We start from the raw sequence: 16,601 nt of genomic DNA on the forward strand, positions 1-16,601 counted from the left end.
GAAGATAGAGCGGTCATTCACCGCCCTCGAGGAATACAGCATGCAAGTCATCGCCTATGGTGCCCATGCCGGCCATCAGCCGCTGGAGCCGCTGACCATCACCCGCCGCGACGTCGGTGCCCACGACGTGCGGATCGAAATCGCCTACTGCGGCATCTGCCACTCCGACCTGCACCAGGTGCGCTCGGAATGGGAAGGCACCCAATACCCCTGTGTACCAGGCCATGAAATCGTCGGCCGGGTGGCCAGCGTCGGTGGCCATGTCAGTGGCTTCAAGGTCGGCGACCTGGTCGGCGTCGGCTGCATCGTCGACAGCTGCAAGCACTGCGCTGACTGCGACGAAGGCCTGGAGAACTACTGCGACGGCATGATCGGCACCTACAACTTCCCGACCCCGGACGCGCCGGGCTGGACCCAGGGCGGCTACTCGCAGCAGATCGTCGTGCATGAGCGCTACGTCCTGCGCATCCGTCACCCCGAGGCACAACTGGCGGCGGTCGCCCCGCTGCTGTGTGCCGGGATCACCACCTGGTCGCCACTGCGTACCTGGGGCGCCGGGCCGGGCAAGAAGGTCGGCGTGGTCGGCATCGGCGGCCTGGGCCATATGGGCATCAAGCTGGCCCATGCCATGGGCGCCCACGTGGTCGCCTTCACCACCTCCGAGTCCAAGCGCGAAGCGGCGCTGGAACTGGGCGCCGATGAAGTGGTGGTGTCGCGCAATGCCGAGGAAATGGCCGCCCACGCCAAGTCCTTCGACCTGATCCTCAACACCGTCGCCGCGCCCCACGACCTCGACGCTTTCCTCGTCCTGCTCAAGCGCGACGGCACCCTGACCCTGGTCGGTGCCCCTGCCAGCAACCACCCGTCGCCGAACGTGTTCAACCTGATCTTCAAGCGCCGCACGATTGCCGGTTCGATGATCGGCGGTATTCCGGAAACCCAGGAAATGCTCGACTTCTGTGCCGAGCACGGGATCGTCTCGGATATCGAACTGATCCGCGCCGAGCAGATCAACGACAGCTACGAGCGGATGCTGAAGGGCGATGTGAAGTATCGGTTCGTGATCGATAACGCGACCTTGGCGGGCTGAGCCCACCCTGTGGGAGCCGCCGGCGATGAGGCCAATCCGGTTGGTCAGTGTTGCTCTTGCGGGCCTCATCGCTGGCAATGCCAACTCCCACAGGTTTATGTGCCTGACCTGGATCCTGCAACTGGTCCAGAACCCTGTGGGAGCCGGCATTGCCGGCGATGAGGCCATCAGCTTCAGCGCCGCAACCGCTCCAGCACTTGCTGCGCATTCTCCACACAGCCCTGCCCTTCGGGCCGCGCTTCGATCCCTTCGATTGCCACCAGCAACTGCGCCTTGCTTCGAGCCAGGCGCTCCTGCATCACCTCGATCTCCGCCACCTTGCGCCGCAGGCCGGCGACCAGTTCGTCCTGCCGCCAGTCACCATTGGCCAGCGGCAGCAGGCCGCGCACTTCTTCCAGGGAGAACCCGGCGCGCTGCGCCCCGGTGATGATCTCTAGTATCCACAACGCATCCGGACCATAGCTGCGATAGCCGTTACCGGTACGCTCCACGGCATTGAGCAACCCGCTGGATTCATAAAAACGGATGCGCGATGCCGTTAAGCCGCTGCGTTTCGCCAGCTCGCCGATTTTCATGTGCCACCTCATAGCAAAGTGCTTGACCTTAAAGTTCACTTTAAACCTAAGGTGAGGCCACGACCAATCGAGGTGTCCCCTTATGACCACCCTGTTCACCCCACTGACCCTGCCCAACCACACCGTGATCGCCAATCGCCTGGCCAAGGCGGCGATGGAAGAGAACATGGCCGACGCCGACCACGCGCCGTCCGCCGAACTGCTGCGGCTCTACCAGGCCTGGGCCGACGGCGGCGCCGGGTTGCTGATCAGCGGCAACGTGATGATCGACGGCCGCGCCATGACCGGCCCCGGCGGCGTGGTGCTGGAAGATGATCGCCACCTGCAACGCTTTCGCCAGTGGGCGCAGGTCGGTCGTGCCGGGGGTGCGCAATTCTGGTTGCAGCTCAATCACCCCGGGCGGCAGATGCCGGCCAATCTTGGCCAGCCGACCTGGGCGCCCTCGGCGGTGCCCTTGGCGCTGGGCAATCTTTCCCGGCATTTCGCCCCGCCCCAGGCGATGGATGAAGCGATGATCGAGCAGGTGATCCAGCGCTTCGCCAGCAGCGCGCGGCTCGCCGAGCAGGCCGGCTTCAGCGGGGTGCAGATTCATGCCGCCCACGGTTACCTGCTCAGCCAGTTTCTTTCGCCACTGAGCAACCGCCGCGACGACCAATGGGGCGGATCGCTGGACAACCGCGCCCGCCTGTTGCTGGAAGTGGTCAAGGCCGTGCGTGCCGTGGTCTCGGAAGGCTTCACCGTGGCGGTCAAGCTCAACTCCGCAGACTTCCAGCGCGGCGGCTTCAGCGCCGAAGATGCCCGCGAGGTCGTGCTGCGCCTGAACGAACTGGCGGTGGACCTGGTGGAACTGTCTGGCGGCAGCTACGAAGCACCGGCCATGCAAGGCGATGCCCGCGACGGTCGGACCCTGGCCCGTGAGGCCTACTTCATCGAGTTCGCCAAGGACCTGCAAAGCGTGGCGAAAATGCCGCTGATGGTCACCGGCGGGATCCGTCGCCGTGCGGTGGCGCAACAGGTGATCGATTCCGGCGTGGCCATGGCCGGGGTCGGCACCGCCCTGGCCATCGAACCCGATCTGCCACGCCGCTGGCAGCAGGGCCAGGACAACGCCCCGGCGCTGCGTCCGATCACCTGGAAGAACAAGGTGCTGGCGTCGCTGGCGAACATGGCAGCGGTGAAGTTCCAGTTGCGTCGCCTGAGCCGGGGCCGCGCGCCGAGGCCGGACGTCACCCCGGCCTGGGCACTGCTGGTCCAGCAAGTGGCAACGGCCGTGCAGGCGCGCCGCTATCGCCGCTGGGCCAACGGACACAGGCGCGCCTGAAACACGCACACCTCCACATGCGTCATTTCGCATGGCACACATGTTTTCCCAGCCATGGGTCTGATGCCGGGCTTTCCCTAGCATGGGTCCGGCAATGCACCGCCGGATCGAGGCAAGCGACCCGCCGCCGCGTTGCTCCCGTGTCAGTCCCTGTCGAGGAAAACAACAACATGAACAGCGCCGCCATTGCGTGCCAGGACATCACCTGGAACCCCATCACCAAGACCAGCACCTTCAGCGCCCACGACCGCGAGATCCTCACCCGCCACTGGCATCCCGTGGCCTTTTCCACGGATGTCACCGACCAGCCCTACGCGGTGATCCTGCTCGACGAGCCGGTGGTGCTCTACCGTACCGGCGATACCATCAACGCTGCCCGGGATATCTGCAGCCACCGCGGCGCGCCGCTGAGCAAGGGCTGGGTGCGCGACGGCAATCTGATCTGTCCGTACCACGGCCTGCACTTCGGCACCGACGGCCGCTGCACGCGGATTCCCTCGGAGCCCAACGCCAAGCTGACCGAACGCCACCGCATCCAGATGTACAAGGCCCGCGAGGAATACGGCCTGATCTGGGTGCTGATGGCCGGTGACGATGCGCCCTTCGCGCAGATGCCGTCCTGGCACGACCCCGAGTTCCAGCGCATCCTGCCGCCGTCCATCGATATCGCCGCCTCGGCCGGGCGCCAGGTCGAGGGCTTTATCGATGTCGCCCACTTCGCCTGGATCCACCACGAAGCCTTCGCCGAGCGGGACAACCCGGTGGTGCCGACCTACAAGGCCGAGGTCACGCCCTATGGCGTGCATGCCGAGTACGTCAGCAGCGTCAGCAACTTCCCCAAGTCCCTCCAGCATCGTGCCCCGGCGGACTACCTGTGGACCCGCACCTTCGATGTGTTCGCGCCGTTCACTGCGCGCCTGAGCGTGGACTTCCCCGAGCCCGGCCAGCGCCTGGTGATCCTCAATGCCGCCAGCCCGATCTCGGCGCGCAAGACCCGCATGTTCTGTGCGATCACCCGCAACTTCGACCAGCACATGCCCCTGGCAGACGTGTATGCGTTCAACCAGCAGGTGTTCGAGGAAGACCGCGATATCGTCGAGCTGTGCCGCCCCGAGGATCTGCCACTGGACCTGTCCCTGGAAATCCACATTCCCGCCGATCGCTCTTCCACCGCCTATCGCCGCGCCCTGAGCGCGCTGGGCCTGGGTCGGGCCTTTACCAGCTGAGGGAGGGATGGACATGTACAAGTGGGAATGTCTGGTCTGCGGCTTTTTCTATGACGAGGCCCTGGGCCGACCGGAAGACGGTATCGCCGCCGGCACGCGCTGGGAGGACGTACCGGAGGACTGGTACTGCCCGGAGTGCGGAGTGGGCAAGGCGGATTTCGAGATGGTGCGGCTGCCGCTGGACGCCGTCGCGCCAGCGGCGACGACGCAGCCCGACCCGGTGGTCATCCTTGGCTCCGGTCTCGCCGGCTATACCGTGGCCCGTGAGCTGCGCAAGCTCGACAAGAGCACGCCGATCCTGATCGTCACCCGCGATGGCGGCGAGTTCTATTCCAAGCCGGCGCTGTCCAATGCCTTCCAGACCGGACGCTTGCCGGAGCAACTGGTCACCTCCACTGCCGCGCAGATGGCCGCCCAGTTGCAGGTGCAGGTCAGGGCCGGGGTCGAGGTGCAACGCATCGATAGCGCGGCGCAGGTGGTGTATATCGACGGCCAGCCGCAGCGCTATGTCGCGCTGGTCCTGGCCCTGGGCGCCGATGCGCGGCGGGTGGTACTGGAGGGCGACGGGGCGCAGGCGATCATCACGGTCAATGACCTGCAGGACTATCGCCGCCTGCGCGGGGAGATCGGCAGCAATGCCAGGATCGCCATTCTCGGTGCCGGGCTGATCGGCTGCGAGTTCGCCAACGACCTTAGCCATGCCGGGCACCAGGTCTGCGTGGTCGACCGGGCGAGTTGGCCGTTGAGTCGGCTGTTGCCGGCGGAGGCCGGCGAGCAGATGGCCGATGCGCTGGCGTCCCTGGGCGTGCGCCTGGAACTGGGCAATGGCCCGGTGTCGGTCTGGCGCCGGGGCACGGCCTACGAATTGCAGTTGGCGGACGGCCAGGCGATCGAAGTGGACTACGTGCTCTGCGCCGTCGGCCTCGAACCGCGGGACGCATTGGCGCGCGCCGCCGGACTGGAGGTGGGCGCCGGGATCGTCACCGATGCCTGCCTGCGCACCAGCGCGGCGAATGTCTACGCCCTCGGCGACTGCGCCCAGGTGCATGATCTGGTGCTGCCCTATGTCATGCCGATCATGCTCCAGGCCCGCGCCCTCGCCCAAACGCTGGCCGGACAGCCGACCGCGGTGGCCTACCCGGCGATGCCGGTGACCATCAAGACCAGCGTGCTGCCGACGGTGGTGGCCTCGCCCCTGGACAGCGGAGGGCAGTGGTCGACGCGGCTGGCAGAACGTTGCGACCAGGGCATCGCCAACCTGCGCTCGCTGTACCACGACGAGCAGAGCCGGATGCTCGGCTTTGTACTGATGGGCGCGGCGACCCAGGAGAAGGCGGAGTTGCTGAAGGAATTGCCGGATTGGCGGTAGTCGGGCGGATCGCTATATAGTCAGCTACGTATCGATTGTTTTTGATGGCCTCATCGCTGGCAAGCCAGCTCCCACCGGGACTGTGTGCGCCGGTCCTGTGGGAGCTGGCTTGCCAGCGATGAGGCCATCAGCATCCCCCCAGACCGCAAGCCGAGTCCACCCGTGCCCACTCCCCTGCCCAACTGCGACGCCCAACTGATCCGCACCCTGCACACCCTGCTCACCGAGTGCAGCGTGTCGCGCACCGCCGACCTGCTTGGCCAGAGCCAGCCGGCCATCAGCGTGGCCCTGCGCCGCCTGCGCGAACTGACCGGCGACCCCCTGCTGGTACGCAGCGGCCGGCGCATGGTCCTCACCAGCCACGGGCAAACCCTGATCGAACCGGCCGCCCGCGCCCTGAGCAGCATCGAGCAGATCCTCCACCCCAGCGACCGCTTCGACCCCGCCACCACCCGCCAGACCTTCCGCATCAGTACCCCGGACTACCTCAGCGTGTTCTTCGTCCCCGCCATCGTCGAACGCTTTAACGCCCAGGCGCCCCACGCCACCCTCGAACTCACCCACCTGCAAGCCGAAGGCGGCTACGCCAAGGGCCTGGAAGACGGTCACCTCGACCTGGTCATCGGCAACTGGCGCACCCCGGCCGATCACCTGCACCTGCAACCGCTGTGCGATGACGACCTGGTCTGCCTGCTGCGCGAGGAACACCCGATCCGTCCGGGTGAGTTGACGCAACAGGCCTATGCCGACGCGGATCACCTCGCCGTCATGACCCACAACGCCAGCGGCCACGGCACCATCGGCGACGAACTGGCGGGCAACGGCCTGGCCCGCCGGGTGACCACCACCCTGCCGTATTTCTGCATCGCGCCCTATGTGCTGGTGAAGTCGGACCTGGTGTTTACCACTACACGCTCGTTTGCCAAGCATTACAGCGAACTGCTGCCGCTACGGATCGAGCCCTTTCCGGTGCAGGTACCGGCGTTGCGGTATTACCAGTTGTGGCATGCGAGGAAGCATCGCTCGGAAGCTTCGCGGTGGTTGCGCGGGGTGGTGCTGGAGGCTGCACGGGAGATCGGGGCCAAAGTGCAAGGAGCGCAGCTGAGCGCCCCTCGCTCGACTCATCAGTGCTGAAAGACTTTCTTGCGGTGATGCTTCAGATACCCCAGCATCCCGTTCGGCACCGAGCGCAACGATCGTGGCAGGCCAAGTGCTGCACGGTGGCCACCACTCAGCCAATGGGACACCAGCATCTCCCCCCGCTCGTCGAAACTGATCAACCCGCGATAGAACAGCACATCCAGATTCGCCGACAACAGCAGCCCATTGTTGGCATCCAGCCGCTCCAGCGTCGTCGCCTCTGCCCACGGCTTGATATGCGAAGCTCGCAGTACCTCGCTGCACGCCAGCCCGGTCACGGCACAGGCTCCGCCCCAGATCTCCAGCAGGTCCTGGCGGAACTTGCCGCGCCCGCGGCGAGCCTGGAGATTGGTCAGTTGCTCGGTCACCAGCTCGCTGCCCTCCAGTAGCGCGTCGCGGTCCGACGCCGCCACCGGCTCGGTCGGCGCGCAGTGGATGGCATCGATCAAGCGGGTCCAGCGCTCGCCACGCTGGGCCTCGGGAATAGCGTCCATGATCCGTCCGACCAGGGCCAGGTCCAGTTCGCTGGAGCCACCGGAGAGCAGCTTCTCCACCCCGCTGATGCTGCGCGGGTCGAGGGTCACCGGCTCGTCGAGCCACCAGTAATATTCCTCGGGGCAGATCCAGTGGGGAATGCAGTGCAGGTTCTGCTTCCAGTTGCGCAGGAAGTGGTGGCGATCGTCCTCATGAATCCGCCGCACCTTGGTCACGGACCAGGCTTCTTCCCAGAGGTCTTGCAGGGTCAGTTTGTCGACGATCTGCTGGCGCTGCGGCAGCAGGCGCTCGTCGATCAGGCCGACAGCGTTTCCGGCGATGCCCACCAGTTGCAGGATGCCGTTGTGCGCGGAGGTCATGAAGACAAAGGTCTGGCCGGCATTTTCCACCAGTGGAGCGCTGCCCGAGCCGTCGGTGTGGAACACCCGGTAACGCTGGTTGCCCTGGCGCAGGAGCAGGCGCGGCGAGTTGTTCCATTCCTCATGGCCGTAGCCGTTTTCCTTGGCATAACCACTGGTGGCGAAGCCGCCGGACGGGGCGATGTACTTGTTGGTGTTCCAGAACACCGGCTTTTGCAGGAATAGCGCCATGAGCCTTGGGGGTCCTTGTGCAACTCGCTTCGGGAGAGCGTCGGATTTGATTTGTGGGCAAATGATAGCAAAAAGACACTAACGATAAGAGCCCGACAGTGGGCGCGATCCCGGTCAGTGGACCGCGTCGGCCTGACGGCATCGGCAGCGCCCTTGGTTAATGCTCAACACTGATGTTATCGACCGATAAAATACAAAATTCACATAATTAGCTTAGAACCAAAAAGCCTTTCCCTCCTACCCTCTCCCACGCCTATCGTTCTATCCCAAGACCCGACCCCATTCCCGGCGGAGGCCGTCCTCAACGACCTTTGCAGGAGTGCGCTCGTCCATGAATCCCCTGTTTCACAATGCCCCCGCCCCGCTCCAGCTGGATGCCGACGTACTGGTGATCGGCGGCGGCCTGGCCGGTAGCTGGGCGGCGGTCGCCGCTGCGCGTGAAGGCGCGCGGGTGGTGCTGGCCGAGAAAGGCTTCTGCGGTACCAGCGGCGTGACTGCCAGCGCCGGCCCCGGCCATTGGTGGGTGCCACCGGAGCAACGCCCGACCGCGATCGCCAAACGCGTCGAGAGCGCCGCCTGCCTGGGTGATGCCCGCTGGATGGCGCGGATTCTGGAAACCACCTGGCAGTCCCTGCCGCAACTGGATCGCCTCTACCACTTCCCCCACGACGACCAGGGCCGCAAGCAGTACCGCGCCCTGCGTGGCCCGGAATACATGCGTGCCATGCGCCAGTTGGCCGTGGAGCACGGCGTCACCCTGCTGGACCAGAGCCCGGCACTGCAACTGCTGCGCAACGATTCCGGCGAACTGGCCGGTGCCCGCGGCTGGCAGCGCCAGGCCAAGCGCGAATGGCAGGTCAAGGCCCGGGCCACGGTACTGGCCACCGGCGGCTGCGGATTCATGTCGCGCCTGCTGGGCAGCCATACCAATACCGGCGACGGTTACCTGCTGGGCGTGGAGGCCGGGGCCGAGCTGTCGGGCATGGAGTTTTCCGCCTATTACTGCATCGCCCCGGCCGGCAGCACCATGACCCGCTCCATGGTCTACACCTTCGGTCGCTATTTCGATGCTGCCGGGCGCGAGCTGGACATTGCCCAGGGGCCGGACTTCAACAACGTGCTGGCCCGTCATCTGCTGCAAGGCCCGGTGTTTTGCCGCCTCGACCGCATCCCCGCGGATATCCGCGCGCGCCTGCCCTATGTGCAGCCGAACCTGATGCTGCCCTTCGCCCGCCAGGGCATCGACCCCTACCGCGACAAATTCCAGGTGACCCTGCACGGCGAAGGCACGATCCGCGGTGTCGGCGGCTTGCGCGTGATCGACGAGCACTGCCAGACCAGCGTACCCGGGCTATTCACAGCAGGTGATGCGGCCAGCCGCGAAGCCGTGACCGGCGCCATCTCTGGCGGCGGCGCGGTCAACTCCTCGTGGGCCCTGTCCAGCGGACAGTGGGCCGGAACAGGTGCCGCCCGGTACGCCAAAAGAAATCGTACCGTGATACGTACCATAGCACGGTACGCAGATTTTCCATTTTCCACTTCCACCGCCGATTACCGCGAGAGCATCCGTGCCGTGCAGGACGAACTGCACCCCTACGACAAGAACCTGTTCCGCAGCGGCGCCCAGCTTGAGCGCTCGTTGCAGACGCTGGACAGCCACTGGGACCGCCTGCGCAACCGGCGCGGCGCCAGCGACCCGACCAGCCTGCTGCGCTGGCGCGAAACCGAGGCACTGCTGGCCAGCGCTCGCTGGTGCTATGCCAGCGCCCTGGCGCGCAAGGAAAGCCGTGGCATCCATCAGCGCGAGGACGCGCCGACGCAACACCGCCACTTCGACGCCCACCTGCGCAGCGGCGGCCTTGACTCGCCCTGGGTCCGCCACGACCCGGTGCAACACCACGCACAGGTGCCGGCATGATCGAACTGATCTTCAACGAGCGCTGCACCGGCTGCAGCCGCTGCGTCAGCGTCTGCCCCACCGACGTCCTCGCCACGGGCAGCGACGGCAAGCCGCGCATCGCCGACCAGGCTGCCTGCCAGACCTGCTTCATGTGCGAGCTGTACTGCCCCGGCGATGCCCTTTACGTCCACCCGGACTGCGAGCAGGCCGTGCCCCTCGACCCGGCACGCATCCTTGCCAGCGGTCTGCTCGGCCAGTACCGCCGCGACTCCGGCTGGGACGAGTTCGCCGCCGACCCGCGCTACGAAAACCAGCATTGGCGCATGGAGGGCATCTTTGCCCTGGCCCGCGAGCTGGCAAGCACTTCTCCCTCCTCTTCCCCCGACACAGGATCCCGTCATGAGTGAATCCCTCAACCACCTGCTGGCCGAGCTGCATGCCGAACGCGTGCGCACCTGGGCTCCGGAAGCCCTCAAGGTGAATATCGACCAGCGCCAGCGCCTGGTGGACGAAGCCGATCCGCAGCGCTTCATCAAGGCCGGCGACAGCGTCGAGCCGTTCGAACTGCTTAAGGTCGAAGGCGGCAGCCTCGACCTCGACCAGTTGCTGAGCAACGGTCCGGCGGTCCTGGTGTTCTTCCGCTTTGCCGGCTGCCCGGCGTGCAACATCGCCATCCCCTACTACGAGCGAAACCTGCAACCGGCACTGAAACGGCGTGGTGTTCCGCTGGTTGCGATCAGCCCGCAAGTCCCGGAGCGACTGGTGGAGATCAAGGACAAGCATCAACTGACCCTGCAAGTCGCCAGCGACCCTGACAACCAGCTCGGCCGCCGTTTCGGCGTGCTCTACAGCTTCGACGAAGCCTCGCGCCAGGCCGCCCTGGCCAAGGGCAACGGCATCGGCGCAATCACCGGCACCGGCACCTGGGAGCTGCCACAGCCGACGGTGGTGGTGATCGGTCGCGACCGCCGCGTGCACTTCGCCCAGGTCAGTCCGGACTGGCTGGTGCGCAGCGAGGCGCAGCCGATCATCGATGCGGTGGATGCCGCCCTCGATGCCGACAGCCTGCAAGTCCGCCACGCCTGGGCCTGATGCCCGTCCTTTCCGCAATCACAGGAGCTGAATCCATGAGCACACGACACTTGCACCTCGGCGCCATCCTCACCGGCGTCGGCACCGACCAGCAGGAATGGCTGGACCCGAGCATCCCGGGTAACGCCAGCATCGATATCGACTGGTACAAGCAACAGGCACGGGCAGCCGAGGCGGCGAAGTTCGACTTCGTCTTTATCGTCGACAGCCCCTACATCACCCCGGACTCGGCGCCGCACTTCCTCAACCGCCTGGAGCCGCTGACCCTGCTCTCGGCCCTGGCCGGGGCCACGGAGCGCATCGGCCTGGTGGCGACCCTGACCACCTCCTACACCGAGCCGTTCAACGTCGCCCGCCAGTTCGCCTCGCTCGACCAGATCAGCCATGGCCGCGCCGGCTGGAACGTGGTCACCACCGGCCTGGAAGGCGCCGCCGGCAACTTCGGCCGCGAGCAGCATATCGACCATGGCGAGCGCTATCGCCGTGCCCACGAGCATGTGGCGGTGGTCCAGGGCCTGTGGGACTCCTACGAGGACGATGCCTTCCCCCGCGACCGGACGAGCAAGCGCTTTCTCGACCCGGCCAAGCAGCACCGCCTCGACCATCGCGGCGAGTTCTTCTCGGTCGCCGGGCCGCTGAACATCTCGCGTTCGGTCCAAGGCCAGCCGGTGATCTTCCAGGCCGGGGTCTCGGAGTCCGGGCGCGGACTGGCGGCGCAGATCGCCGAGGGCATCTTCGCCGGGGTCGACAACTTCGAGGACGCCCGCGAGTACTACGCCGATATCAAGCGCCGCGCCGCTGCGGCCGGACGTGATCCACGCCAGGTGCTGGTGTTCCCCGGCATCTCGCCGATCATCGCCGACAGCGACGAGGAGGCGCAGGCCCTGCTCAAGGCGCGGCATGGCGAACTGGACCTGAACAAGGCCCTGGTACAACTGGGCCGGCCATTCAACTACCACGACTTCAGCCAGTACGAGCTGGACGCGCCCTTCCCCGAACTGGGCGACCTGGGCAGCAACGGCTATCGCGGGCATGCCGAGAAGATCAAGCGGGTGGCCAAGGAACAGGGGCTGACCCTGCGCGAGACGGCCTTGCGCTTTGCCCGGCCATTCACCGGTTTCGCCGGCTCGCCGGAAACCGTGGCCAACGAGATCGAGCGCTGGTTCAGCGAAGGTGCCGTGGATGGCTTCAATATCCACGTCGGCGCACCGGCGGCCTTTGCCCGGTTTACCGACGAGGTGTTGCCGATCCTGCGGGCGCGGGGTCTGTTCAGGGACGACTATGCCGGCAGGACCCTGAGGGATCACCTGGGGCTGGAGGTGCCGGTCAACCGGTATCAGACGGAACCGGTAGAAGCCGTCGCCTAGAAAAGATACGCCAGCTGCGCCCACAGGCGTGGCTGGTGTTCCCCCGCTGCTGAAGCCGGTTGCTCACCGATTTTCCAGCCGGCCAGCGTACTGATGCTCCACGTTCGGGTCGACCAACCCGCGCCCAGGCCTGCCGCAGACAGCCGGCGGGGCGCGGTGTCGATACTCAGGGCCGGGGCATTCAGGCGTGCTTCGCCGTGGTCGGCAAAGGTAACCAGGCGCCAGTTATCGGTGAGGGCGTAACGCAGCTCGGCGCTGGCCAGCCAGCCGCGGTCGCCGAAGGCCGCCGTCTGGTAGGTCGAGCGCGCGCCGAACACGCCGCCGATGTACAGCCGCTGCGAGTCATCCAGGTTGTCATCGCTCCACTGGCCTTGCGCACGAAGGTACAGGGCCAGGCCTCCACCCAGCTGCTGCAGGCGCGCCAGCCTGACCCGCAGCACGCTGAAATGCCCCGGGTCGGCCTTGCCCACCAGTGACCAGGGCGAGCCATCGATATCCAGGTGGCCCTCGCTCCAGCTCAGGGTCAGGCTGCTATCGGCCCCTGCGAGCAACCCATCGCGAACGCTACCGGTAACGCTGTAGTCGAGGACGCGGGAGCGCTTGTCACTGTCGATGCCGAGCAGGCCGATTTCGTCCTCCAGGCGCTTTTCGTCGTACTGCAACCGGGCCTTCAGGCTGAACCCCTGCCCTTGCACCAGCGGCTGGATGATGAAGGCACTGGCGGTACGGGTCTTGCCCTTGGCCGCGAGGATCTTCAGCTCGTCACCCAGCTCATAGGACAAGTCCGACAGGATAAAGCCCGCGCGCGTCGACCAGGGCCCGATGCCCAGGTGGTACGCCGCCCAATGGTAATGCCCCTGCTCCGCCGAGCCCATGCTGCGCAGGCTGAGCAGATCGCTCGACGCCAGCAGGCCGCGGAAGTTGATGGCCGTGGCCAGCCGCCCTTGGTCCTCGTGGCCGCCGAAGTTGTCCAGCGCCACGCCCCCGCTGAGAAACGGCATGCTGGCCAGGTCCTCCGGCGGCTCGTAGGAGGTGTCACCCTGGGTCAGGCTGGTAGCGGACGGCAGATCGGGAATTTGCTGGAACGGCAGCAGGCCCTCTCCGTTGCCATTGGCCAGGCAGGCAAGAGGAAGCAGGCAGAACGCGGACAACAGGCAGGACGCCATGCGCATACGGGCAATACCGGGAGGATGATCGGAGGACCTAGCTCGGGCGGCGTCCCTGCATTCGCCCTGGATCCGGCAAGATATGGCTTTGTGCCACCCTCACGCAAGCACTGCCCGACAGCTAATACCTGTCAGGGGCCGCTCTGCGGCCCTTCGCGAGCAAGCTCGCTCCCACAGAGTTTGGCGCCGTGGGAGCGAGCTTGCTCGCGAAGGGCTGCAACACAGCAGCAAAATCAGTCACCAATAGGCTGACTGACTAGCATTAACTCCGAGCCTGTTATCAACGCAGCATGGTCGCCGCACAGACTTAGAAGAACTTCACCACCTGCACCCACACCCGCGGGCTGCGGTCGACATCGCTTTGCGGGTCATCGTTGCCCAGCTTCCACGCCGACACCGCATTGACCTGCCAGCCATACGCGGCCCAGCGCGCGCCGACACCCGCCGCCGACAGGCTGCGGTGGTTCTCGCCATTGCTCCAGGTGTTCTTGTTCAAGCGCACTTCACCGTGGTCGACGAAGGTACTCAGCTGCCAGGCATCGGTCAGCGCGTAGCGCAGTTCGAGGTTGGCCAGCCAGCCCTGGTCGCCGGATGCCTCGCCCTGGGGATAGGCACGCACCCCATAGGCGCCGCCAAGGCTGATCTTCTCCGAGCTGTCGAGGTTGCCGTCGGCCCACTGGCCTTGCAGTTGGGTGTACAGGCTGAAACGGTCGGTCAGGCGCTGAAGACGCACCAGGCTCGGGTTGAGCTTGTGGAAGCGGCCTTGCGTGCCAGCGGTCAGGTCGTCGATGGCCTGGTTCAACTGGCCGTCGATATTCAGGCTGCCCTGGCTCCAGGCCAGGGCAAAACTGTTGACGCCGCCGCCGAGCAGGTTGTCGCGGCTATTGCCGTTGAGGGTGGCGATAACCACCCGTGAGCGCTTGTCGCTCTTGCTGTCGAACAGGTCGATGTCGTCCTTCAGGCGCTTGTCGTCGAACTGCACTTGCGCGTAGAGGGAAAAGTCGCGGCTGCGCACCAGCGGCTGGATCGCGTAGAGGCTGGCGATACGGGCATTGCCGTGGGCCTTGAGGTCATCGAAATCCTTGGCCAACTGGTAGTCCATATCGGAATAGGCCACACCGACCTGGGTGGCCCAGGGGCCGAGCGGCAACTGGTAGGCAATTCGACCGTATTGCTGGTCTTCGTCCGAGCCCATGGCGCGCAAAGTCAGGCGATCGCCCAGGCCCAGCGGGCTGTTGACGTTGAGCGTGCCGCCCAGACGGTATTCGCCGGTGAAGCGGTTGCCGTAGTTGTCGGCATCCACCGAGCCGGACAGCAGCGGCCCCGGCGTGACATCCACCAGCAGGTCGGTGGCGCCCACCGAGGCGCCCGGCTTGAGCGTGGACTTCACCTCCACGCCCGGGGTGTCGGACAGCAACAGCAGGCTGCGCTCCAGTTCGGCCGAGCGCACGGCGTCGCCGCTCTTGAGCGCCGTGAGCGGGGTCAGCGCCGCATCCGAGACCCGCGAGCTGTTGTTCAGGCCGACCTCGCCGAAGCGGCCTTCCATCACGGCAATCCGCACCACGCCGCCATCGATCTCCTGCGCCGGAATGTAGGCCCGGGCCAGCGGGTAACCGCGCTCGCGGTACAGCCGGGTGATGCGGTTGGCGCCGGCCTGCAATTCACCGAGGGACACCGTGTGGCCTTGCAGATCGCCGAGCAGGGGCAGCAGCTCGTCGCTGGCGATGGCGCCGTTGCCTTCCAGGGTGAAACCGTTGACCTGCAGGCGGGGGCCACTGGCCGTCGCCGCAGCCGGCGGCGTGTCGGGCAGGTTCAGCTCCAGGCGCTGCTTGCCGGGCAGTTGCAACGGCTGCTGGTCGATGTTCTGTTGCGACTGGCCGGCATCCGGCAAGGTGGCCGCCAGCACGGACAGCGACAGCAGGGACACGCCACCGCCGATCAAAGAACGAACGAAACGCATGAATCAAATTCCTTCTGGCAGGCGGATGCCCTGGTTGACGACGTGCAGGTTGAGGCGCTCGTCGGACGGGTTGGTGATCAGCATGTCGCGGCCCTGGGACTCGGACTCGGCGGACTGCCGCCCGGCCTCGCTGGAGAGGACCTGGCCATTGGAGGCCAGGACGCTGACATAGGGCTGGCCGGTAACGGGCAGACTCGGCTGGCTCGGCTGGCTCGGCTCAGTTGGCTGGCCAGGTTCACCAGGCACGCTGGGCGCAGGAGTAACCAGCAGGGTGCCGTCCTCGTAACGGATGGCATAGTTGTCCAAGGCCGAGCCGCTAGCGTCGCTGGCAACGATGGCGTAGCTGCCCGCCGCCGCACCGACCGGCTCGCCGCTACTGGCGAGGCTGACCGCTGCGACGCTATCGCCGGCGACCAGGCCTTGTGTGCTGTAGCCACTCAGGACAATGCCCTGCCCGGCCACCTTGCTGGCGTCAGAGGCGGTGATGGTCAGCGCAGCCTTGGCGATATTGGCTTGAGTGCTGCTGGTATCGCTGGCAAGGACATAGTTGCCGGCGTCGGCGCCTGCGAGGGTGATGCCCCTGATCGCGACCGTCTTGCCGTTGCCGGCGTTCTTGTCAGCAAAGGCGCCGCTGGCCGAAGCTACGCTCAGCTCGTCGTTGCCGAAGCGACCGCTGAAGCCGGCATTGCTGTAGTTCAGGCTGGCGTCGGTGGTGCCGTCATAGGTTCGGTCTTGCGCGGTGATACCGGTCACGGCGCTGATACTGGCCCTGGCGATATCGGCGTGGCTGCTCGCGGTGTTATCAGCCAGCGTGTAGTTGCCGGCGTCGGCGCCACCGAGGACGATCCCGGTGATCGCGACCGTCTTGTCGTTGCCGGCGTTCTTGTCGGCGAAGGTGCCGCTGGCCGAGGCCACGCTCAGTTCGTCGTTGCCGAGGCGACCGGTGAAGCCGGCACCGCCTGCGTTCAGGCTGGCATCGGTGGTCCCGTCGTAAGTGCGGTTCTGCGCAGTGATGCCGGTCACGGTGCTGATGCTGGCCTTGGCGATATCGGCGGTGGTGCTGGCGGTGCTGTCGGCCAGGGTGTAGTTACCGGCATCGGCACCACCGAGCACGATATTGCCGATATTCACCGTCTTGCCGTTGCCGGCGTTCTTGTCGGCGAAGGCGCCGCTGGCCGAGGCCACGCTCAGTTCGTCGTTGCCGAAACGACCGCTGAAGCCGGCGGTGCCGGTGCTCAGGCTGGTATCGGTCGTGCCGTCGTAGGTGCGGTTTTGCGCGGTGATGCCGGTCACGGCACTGATGCTGGCCT

General features: G+C 66.1%; 14 protein-coding genes. 9 read left to right on the forward strand and 5 right to left on the reverse strand.

Annotation, left to right across the window (positions count from 1 at the left end; genetic code table 11):
- Positions 1-40 precede the first annotated feature (40 nt).
- Entirely contained in the window at positions 41-1,090 is a 1,050-nt protein-coding gene (locus ACODSK_RS20600; protein WP_489018731.1) for an NAD(P)-dependent alcohol dehydrogenase, read from the forward strand.
- A 173-nt stretch (positions 1,091-1,263) separates the two neighbouring features.
- Here the strand turns inward: ACODSK_RS20600 and ACODSK_RS20605 are convergent, their stop codons facing one another.
- Positions 1,264-1,665: a MerR family transcriptional regulator gene (locus ACODSK_RS20605; protein ID WP_489018733.1), complete on the reverse strand. Its 402-nt coding sequence runs from the start codon at positions 1,663-1,665 to the stop codon at positions 1,264-1,266.
- 82 nt (positions 1,666-1,747) lie between these two features.
- Here ACODSK_RS20605 and ACODSK_RS20610 point away from each other — a divergent pair, with 82 nt between their 5' ends.
- From ACODSK_RS20610 to ACODSK_RS20625, 4 genes are all read left to right on the forward strand, one after another.
- Entirely contained in the window at positions 1,748-2,986 is a 1,239-nt protein-coding gene (locus ACODSK_RS20610) for an NADH:flavin oxidoreductase/NADH oxidase family protein (RefSeq protein WP_489018735.1), read from the forward strand.
- A 170-nt stretch (positions 2,987-3,156) separates the two neighbouring features.
- Entirely contained in the window at positions 3,157-4,212 is a 1,056-nt protein-coding gene (locus ACODSK_RS20615) for a Rieske 2Fe-2S domain-containing protein (protein WP_489018737.1), read from the forward strand.
- Between the two features lie 13 nt (positions 4,213-4,225).
- Entirely contained in the window at positions 4,226-5,581 is a 1,356-nt protein-coding gene (locus tag ACODSK_RS20620; protein ID WP_489018739.1) for an FAD-dependent oxidoreductase, read from the forward strand.
- A gap of 162 nt (positions 5,582-5,743) precedes the next feature.
- Positions 5,744-6,715 carry a LysR family transcriptional regulator gene (locus ACODSK_RS20625; RefSeq protein WP_489018741.1) on the forward strand — a complete coding sequence of 324 codons (972 nt, stop codon included), beginning with the start codon at positions 5,744-5,746 and terminating at the stop codon, positions 6,713-6,715.
- On the opposite strand, the gene ACODSK_RS20630 is transcribed toward ACODSK_RS20625, so the two are convergent.
- The gene (locus ACODSK_RS20630; RefSeq protein WP_489018743.1) at positions 6,706-7,806 is read right to left on the reverse strand and encodes an HNH endonuclease; all 1,101 of its coding nucleotides are present in this window, start codon (positions 7,804-7,806) and stop codon (positions 6,706-6,708) included. The genes ACODSK_RS20625 and ACODSK_RS20630 overlap by 10 nt on opposite strands.
- A gap of 331 nt (positions 7,807-8,137) precedes the next feature.
- On the opposite strand from ACODSK_RS20630, the gene ACODSK_RS20635 reads away from it, so the two are divergent.
- From ACODSK_RS20635 to ACODSK_RS20650, 4 genes are read left to right on the forward strand one after another with little or no spacing between them, the layout of a single operon-like run.
- A complete protein-coding gene (locus tag ACODSK_RS20635) occupies positions 8,138-9,724 on the forward strand; it encodes an FAD-dependent oxidoreductase (RefSeq protein WP_489018745.1) in 1,587 nt (528 codons plus the stop codon).
- Positions 9,721-10,113, forward strand: coding sequence for a 4Fe-4S dicluster domain-containing protein (locus ACODSK_RS20640; RefSeq protein ID WP_489018747.1), 393 nt, complete (start codon positions 9,721-9,723; stop codon positions 10,111-10,113). Before ACODSK_RS20635 ends, ACODSK_RS20640 begins: the two co-directional genes overlap by 4 nt.
- Positions 10,106-10,798: a peroxiredoxin-like family protein gene (locus ACODSK_RS20645; protein WP_489018748.1), complete on the forward strand. Its 693-nt coding sequence runs from the start codon at positions 10,106-10,108 to the stop codon at positions 10,796-10,798. Before ACODSK_RS20640 ends, ACODSK_RS20645 begins: the two co-directional genes overlap by 8 nt.
- A 35-nt stretch (positions 10,799-10,833) precedes the next feature.
- Complete coding sequence (locus ACODSK_RS20650) at positions 10,834-12,165, forward strand: LLM class flavin-dependent oxidoreductase (RefSeq protein ID WP_489018749.1); 1,332 nt, start codon at positions 10,834-10,836, stop codon at positions 12,163-12,165.
- Here ACODSK_RS20650 and ACODSK_RS20655 read toward each other — a convergent pair.
- The 3 genes from ACODSK_RS20655 to ACODSK_RS20665 all read right to left on the reverse strand — a co-directional run.
- A complete protein-coding gene (locus ACODSK_RS20655) occupies positions 12,162-13,337 on the reverse strand; it encodes a ShlB/FhaC/HecB family hemolysin secretion/activation protein (protein WP_489018751.1) in 1,176 nt (391 codons plus the stop codon). The genes ACODSK_RS20650 and ACODSK_RS20655 overlap by 4 nt on opposite strands.
- 301 nt (positions 13,338-13,638) lie before the next feature.
- Complete coding sequence (locus ACODSK_RS20660) at positions 13,639-15,291, reverse strand: ShlB/FhaC/HecB family hemolysin secretion/activation protein (RefSeq protein ID WP_489018753.1); 1,653 nt, start codon at positions 15,289-15,291, stop codon at positions 13,639-13,641.
- A 3-nt stretch (positions 15,292-15,294) separates the two neighbouring features.
- Positions 15,295-16,601, reverse strand: a 1,307-nt coding sequence (locus tag ACODSK_RS20665; RefSeq protein WP_489018754.1) for a YDG domain-containing protein, incomplete at its 5' end; no start/stop codon positions are given.

The organism is Pseudomonas sp. FG98 (assembly GCF_057808595.1).

Excerpts from the sequence above, each read along its gene's own strand:
- ACODSK_RS20600 (WP_489018731.1), top strand. The coding sequence starts at position 41 with ATGCAAGTCATCGCCTATGGTGCCCATGCCGGCCATCAGCCGCTGGAG.
- ACODSK_RS20605 (WP_489018733.1), bottom strand. The coding sequence starts at position 1,665 with ATGAAAATCGGCGAGCTGGCGAAACGCAGCGGCTTAACGGCATCGCGC.
- ACODSK_RS20610 (WP_489018735.1), top strand. The coding sequence starts at position 1,748 with ATGACCACCCTGTTCACCCCACTGACCCTGCCCAACCACACCGTGATC.
- ACODSK_RS20615 (WP_489018737.1), top strand. The coding sequence starts at position 3,157 with ATGAACAGCGCCGCCATTGCGTGCCAGGACATCACCTGGAACCCCATC.
- ACODSK_RS20620 (WP_489018739.1), top strand. The coding sequence starts at position 4,226 with ATGTACAAGTGGGAATGTCTGGTCTGCGGCTTTTTCTATGACGAGGCC.
- ACODSK_RS20630 (WP_489018743.1), bottom strand. The coding sequence starts at position 7,806 with ATGGCGCTATTCCTGCAAAAGCCGGTGTTCTGGAACACCAACAAGTAC.
- ACODSK_RS20635 (WP_489018745.1), top strand. The coding sequence starts at position 8,138 with ATGAATCCCCTGTTTCACAATGCCCCCGCCCCGCTCCAGCTGGATGCC.
- ACODSK_RS20640 (WP_489018747.1), top strand. The coding sequence starts at position 9,721 with ATGATCGAACTGATCTTCAACGAGCGCTGCACCGGCTGCAGCCGCTGC.
- ACODSK_RS20645 (WP_489018748.1), top strand. The coding sequence starts at position 10,106 with ATGAGTGAATCCCTCAACCACCTGCTGGCCGAGCTGCATGCCGAACGC.
- ACODSK_RS20650 (WP_489018749.1), top strand. The coding sequence starts at position 10,834 with ATGAGCACACGACACTTGCACCTCGGCGCCATCCTCACCGGCGTCGGC.
- ACODSK_RS20655 (WP_489018751.1), bottom strand. The coding sequence starts at position 13,337 with ATGCGCATGGCGTCCTGCCTGTTGTCCGCGTTCTGCCTGCTTCCTCTT.
- ACODSK_RS20660 (WP_489018753.1), bottom strand. The coding sequence starts at position 15,291 with ATGCGTTTCGTTCGTTCTTTGATCGGCGGTGGCGTGTCCCTGCTGTCG.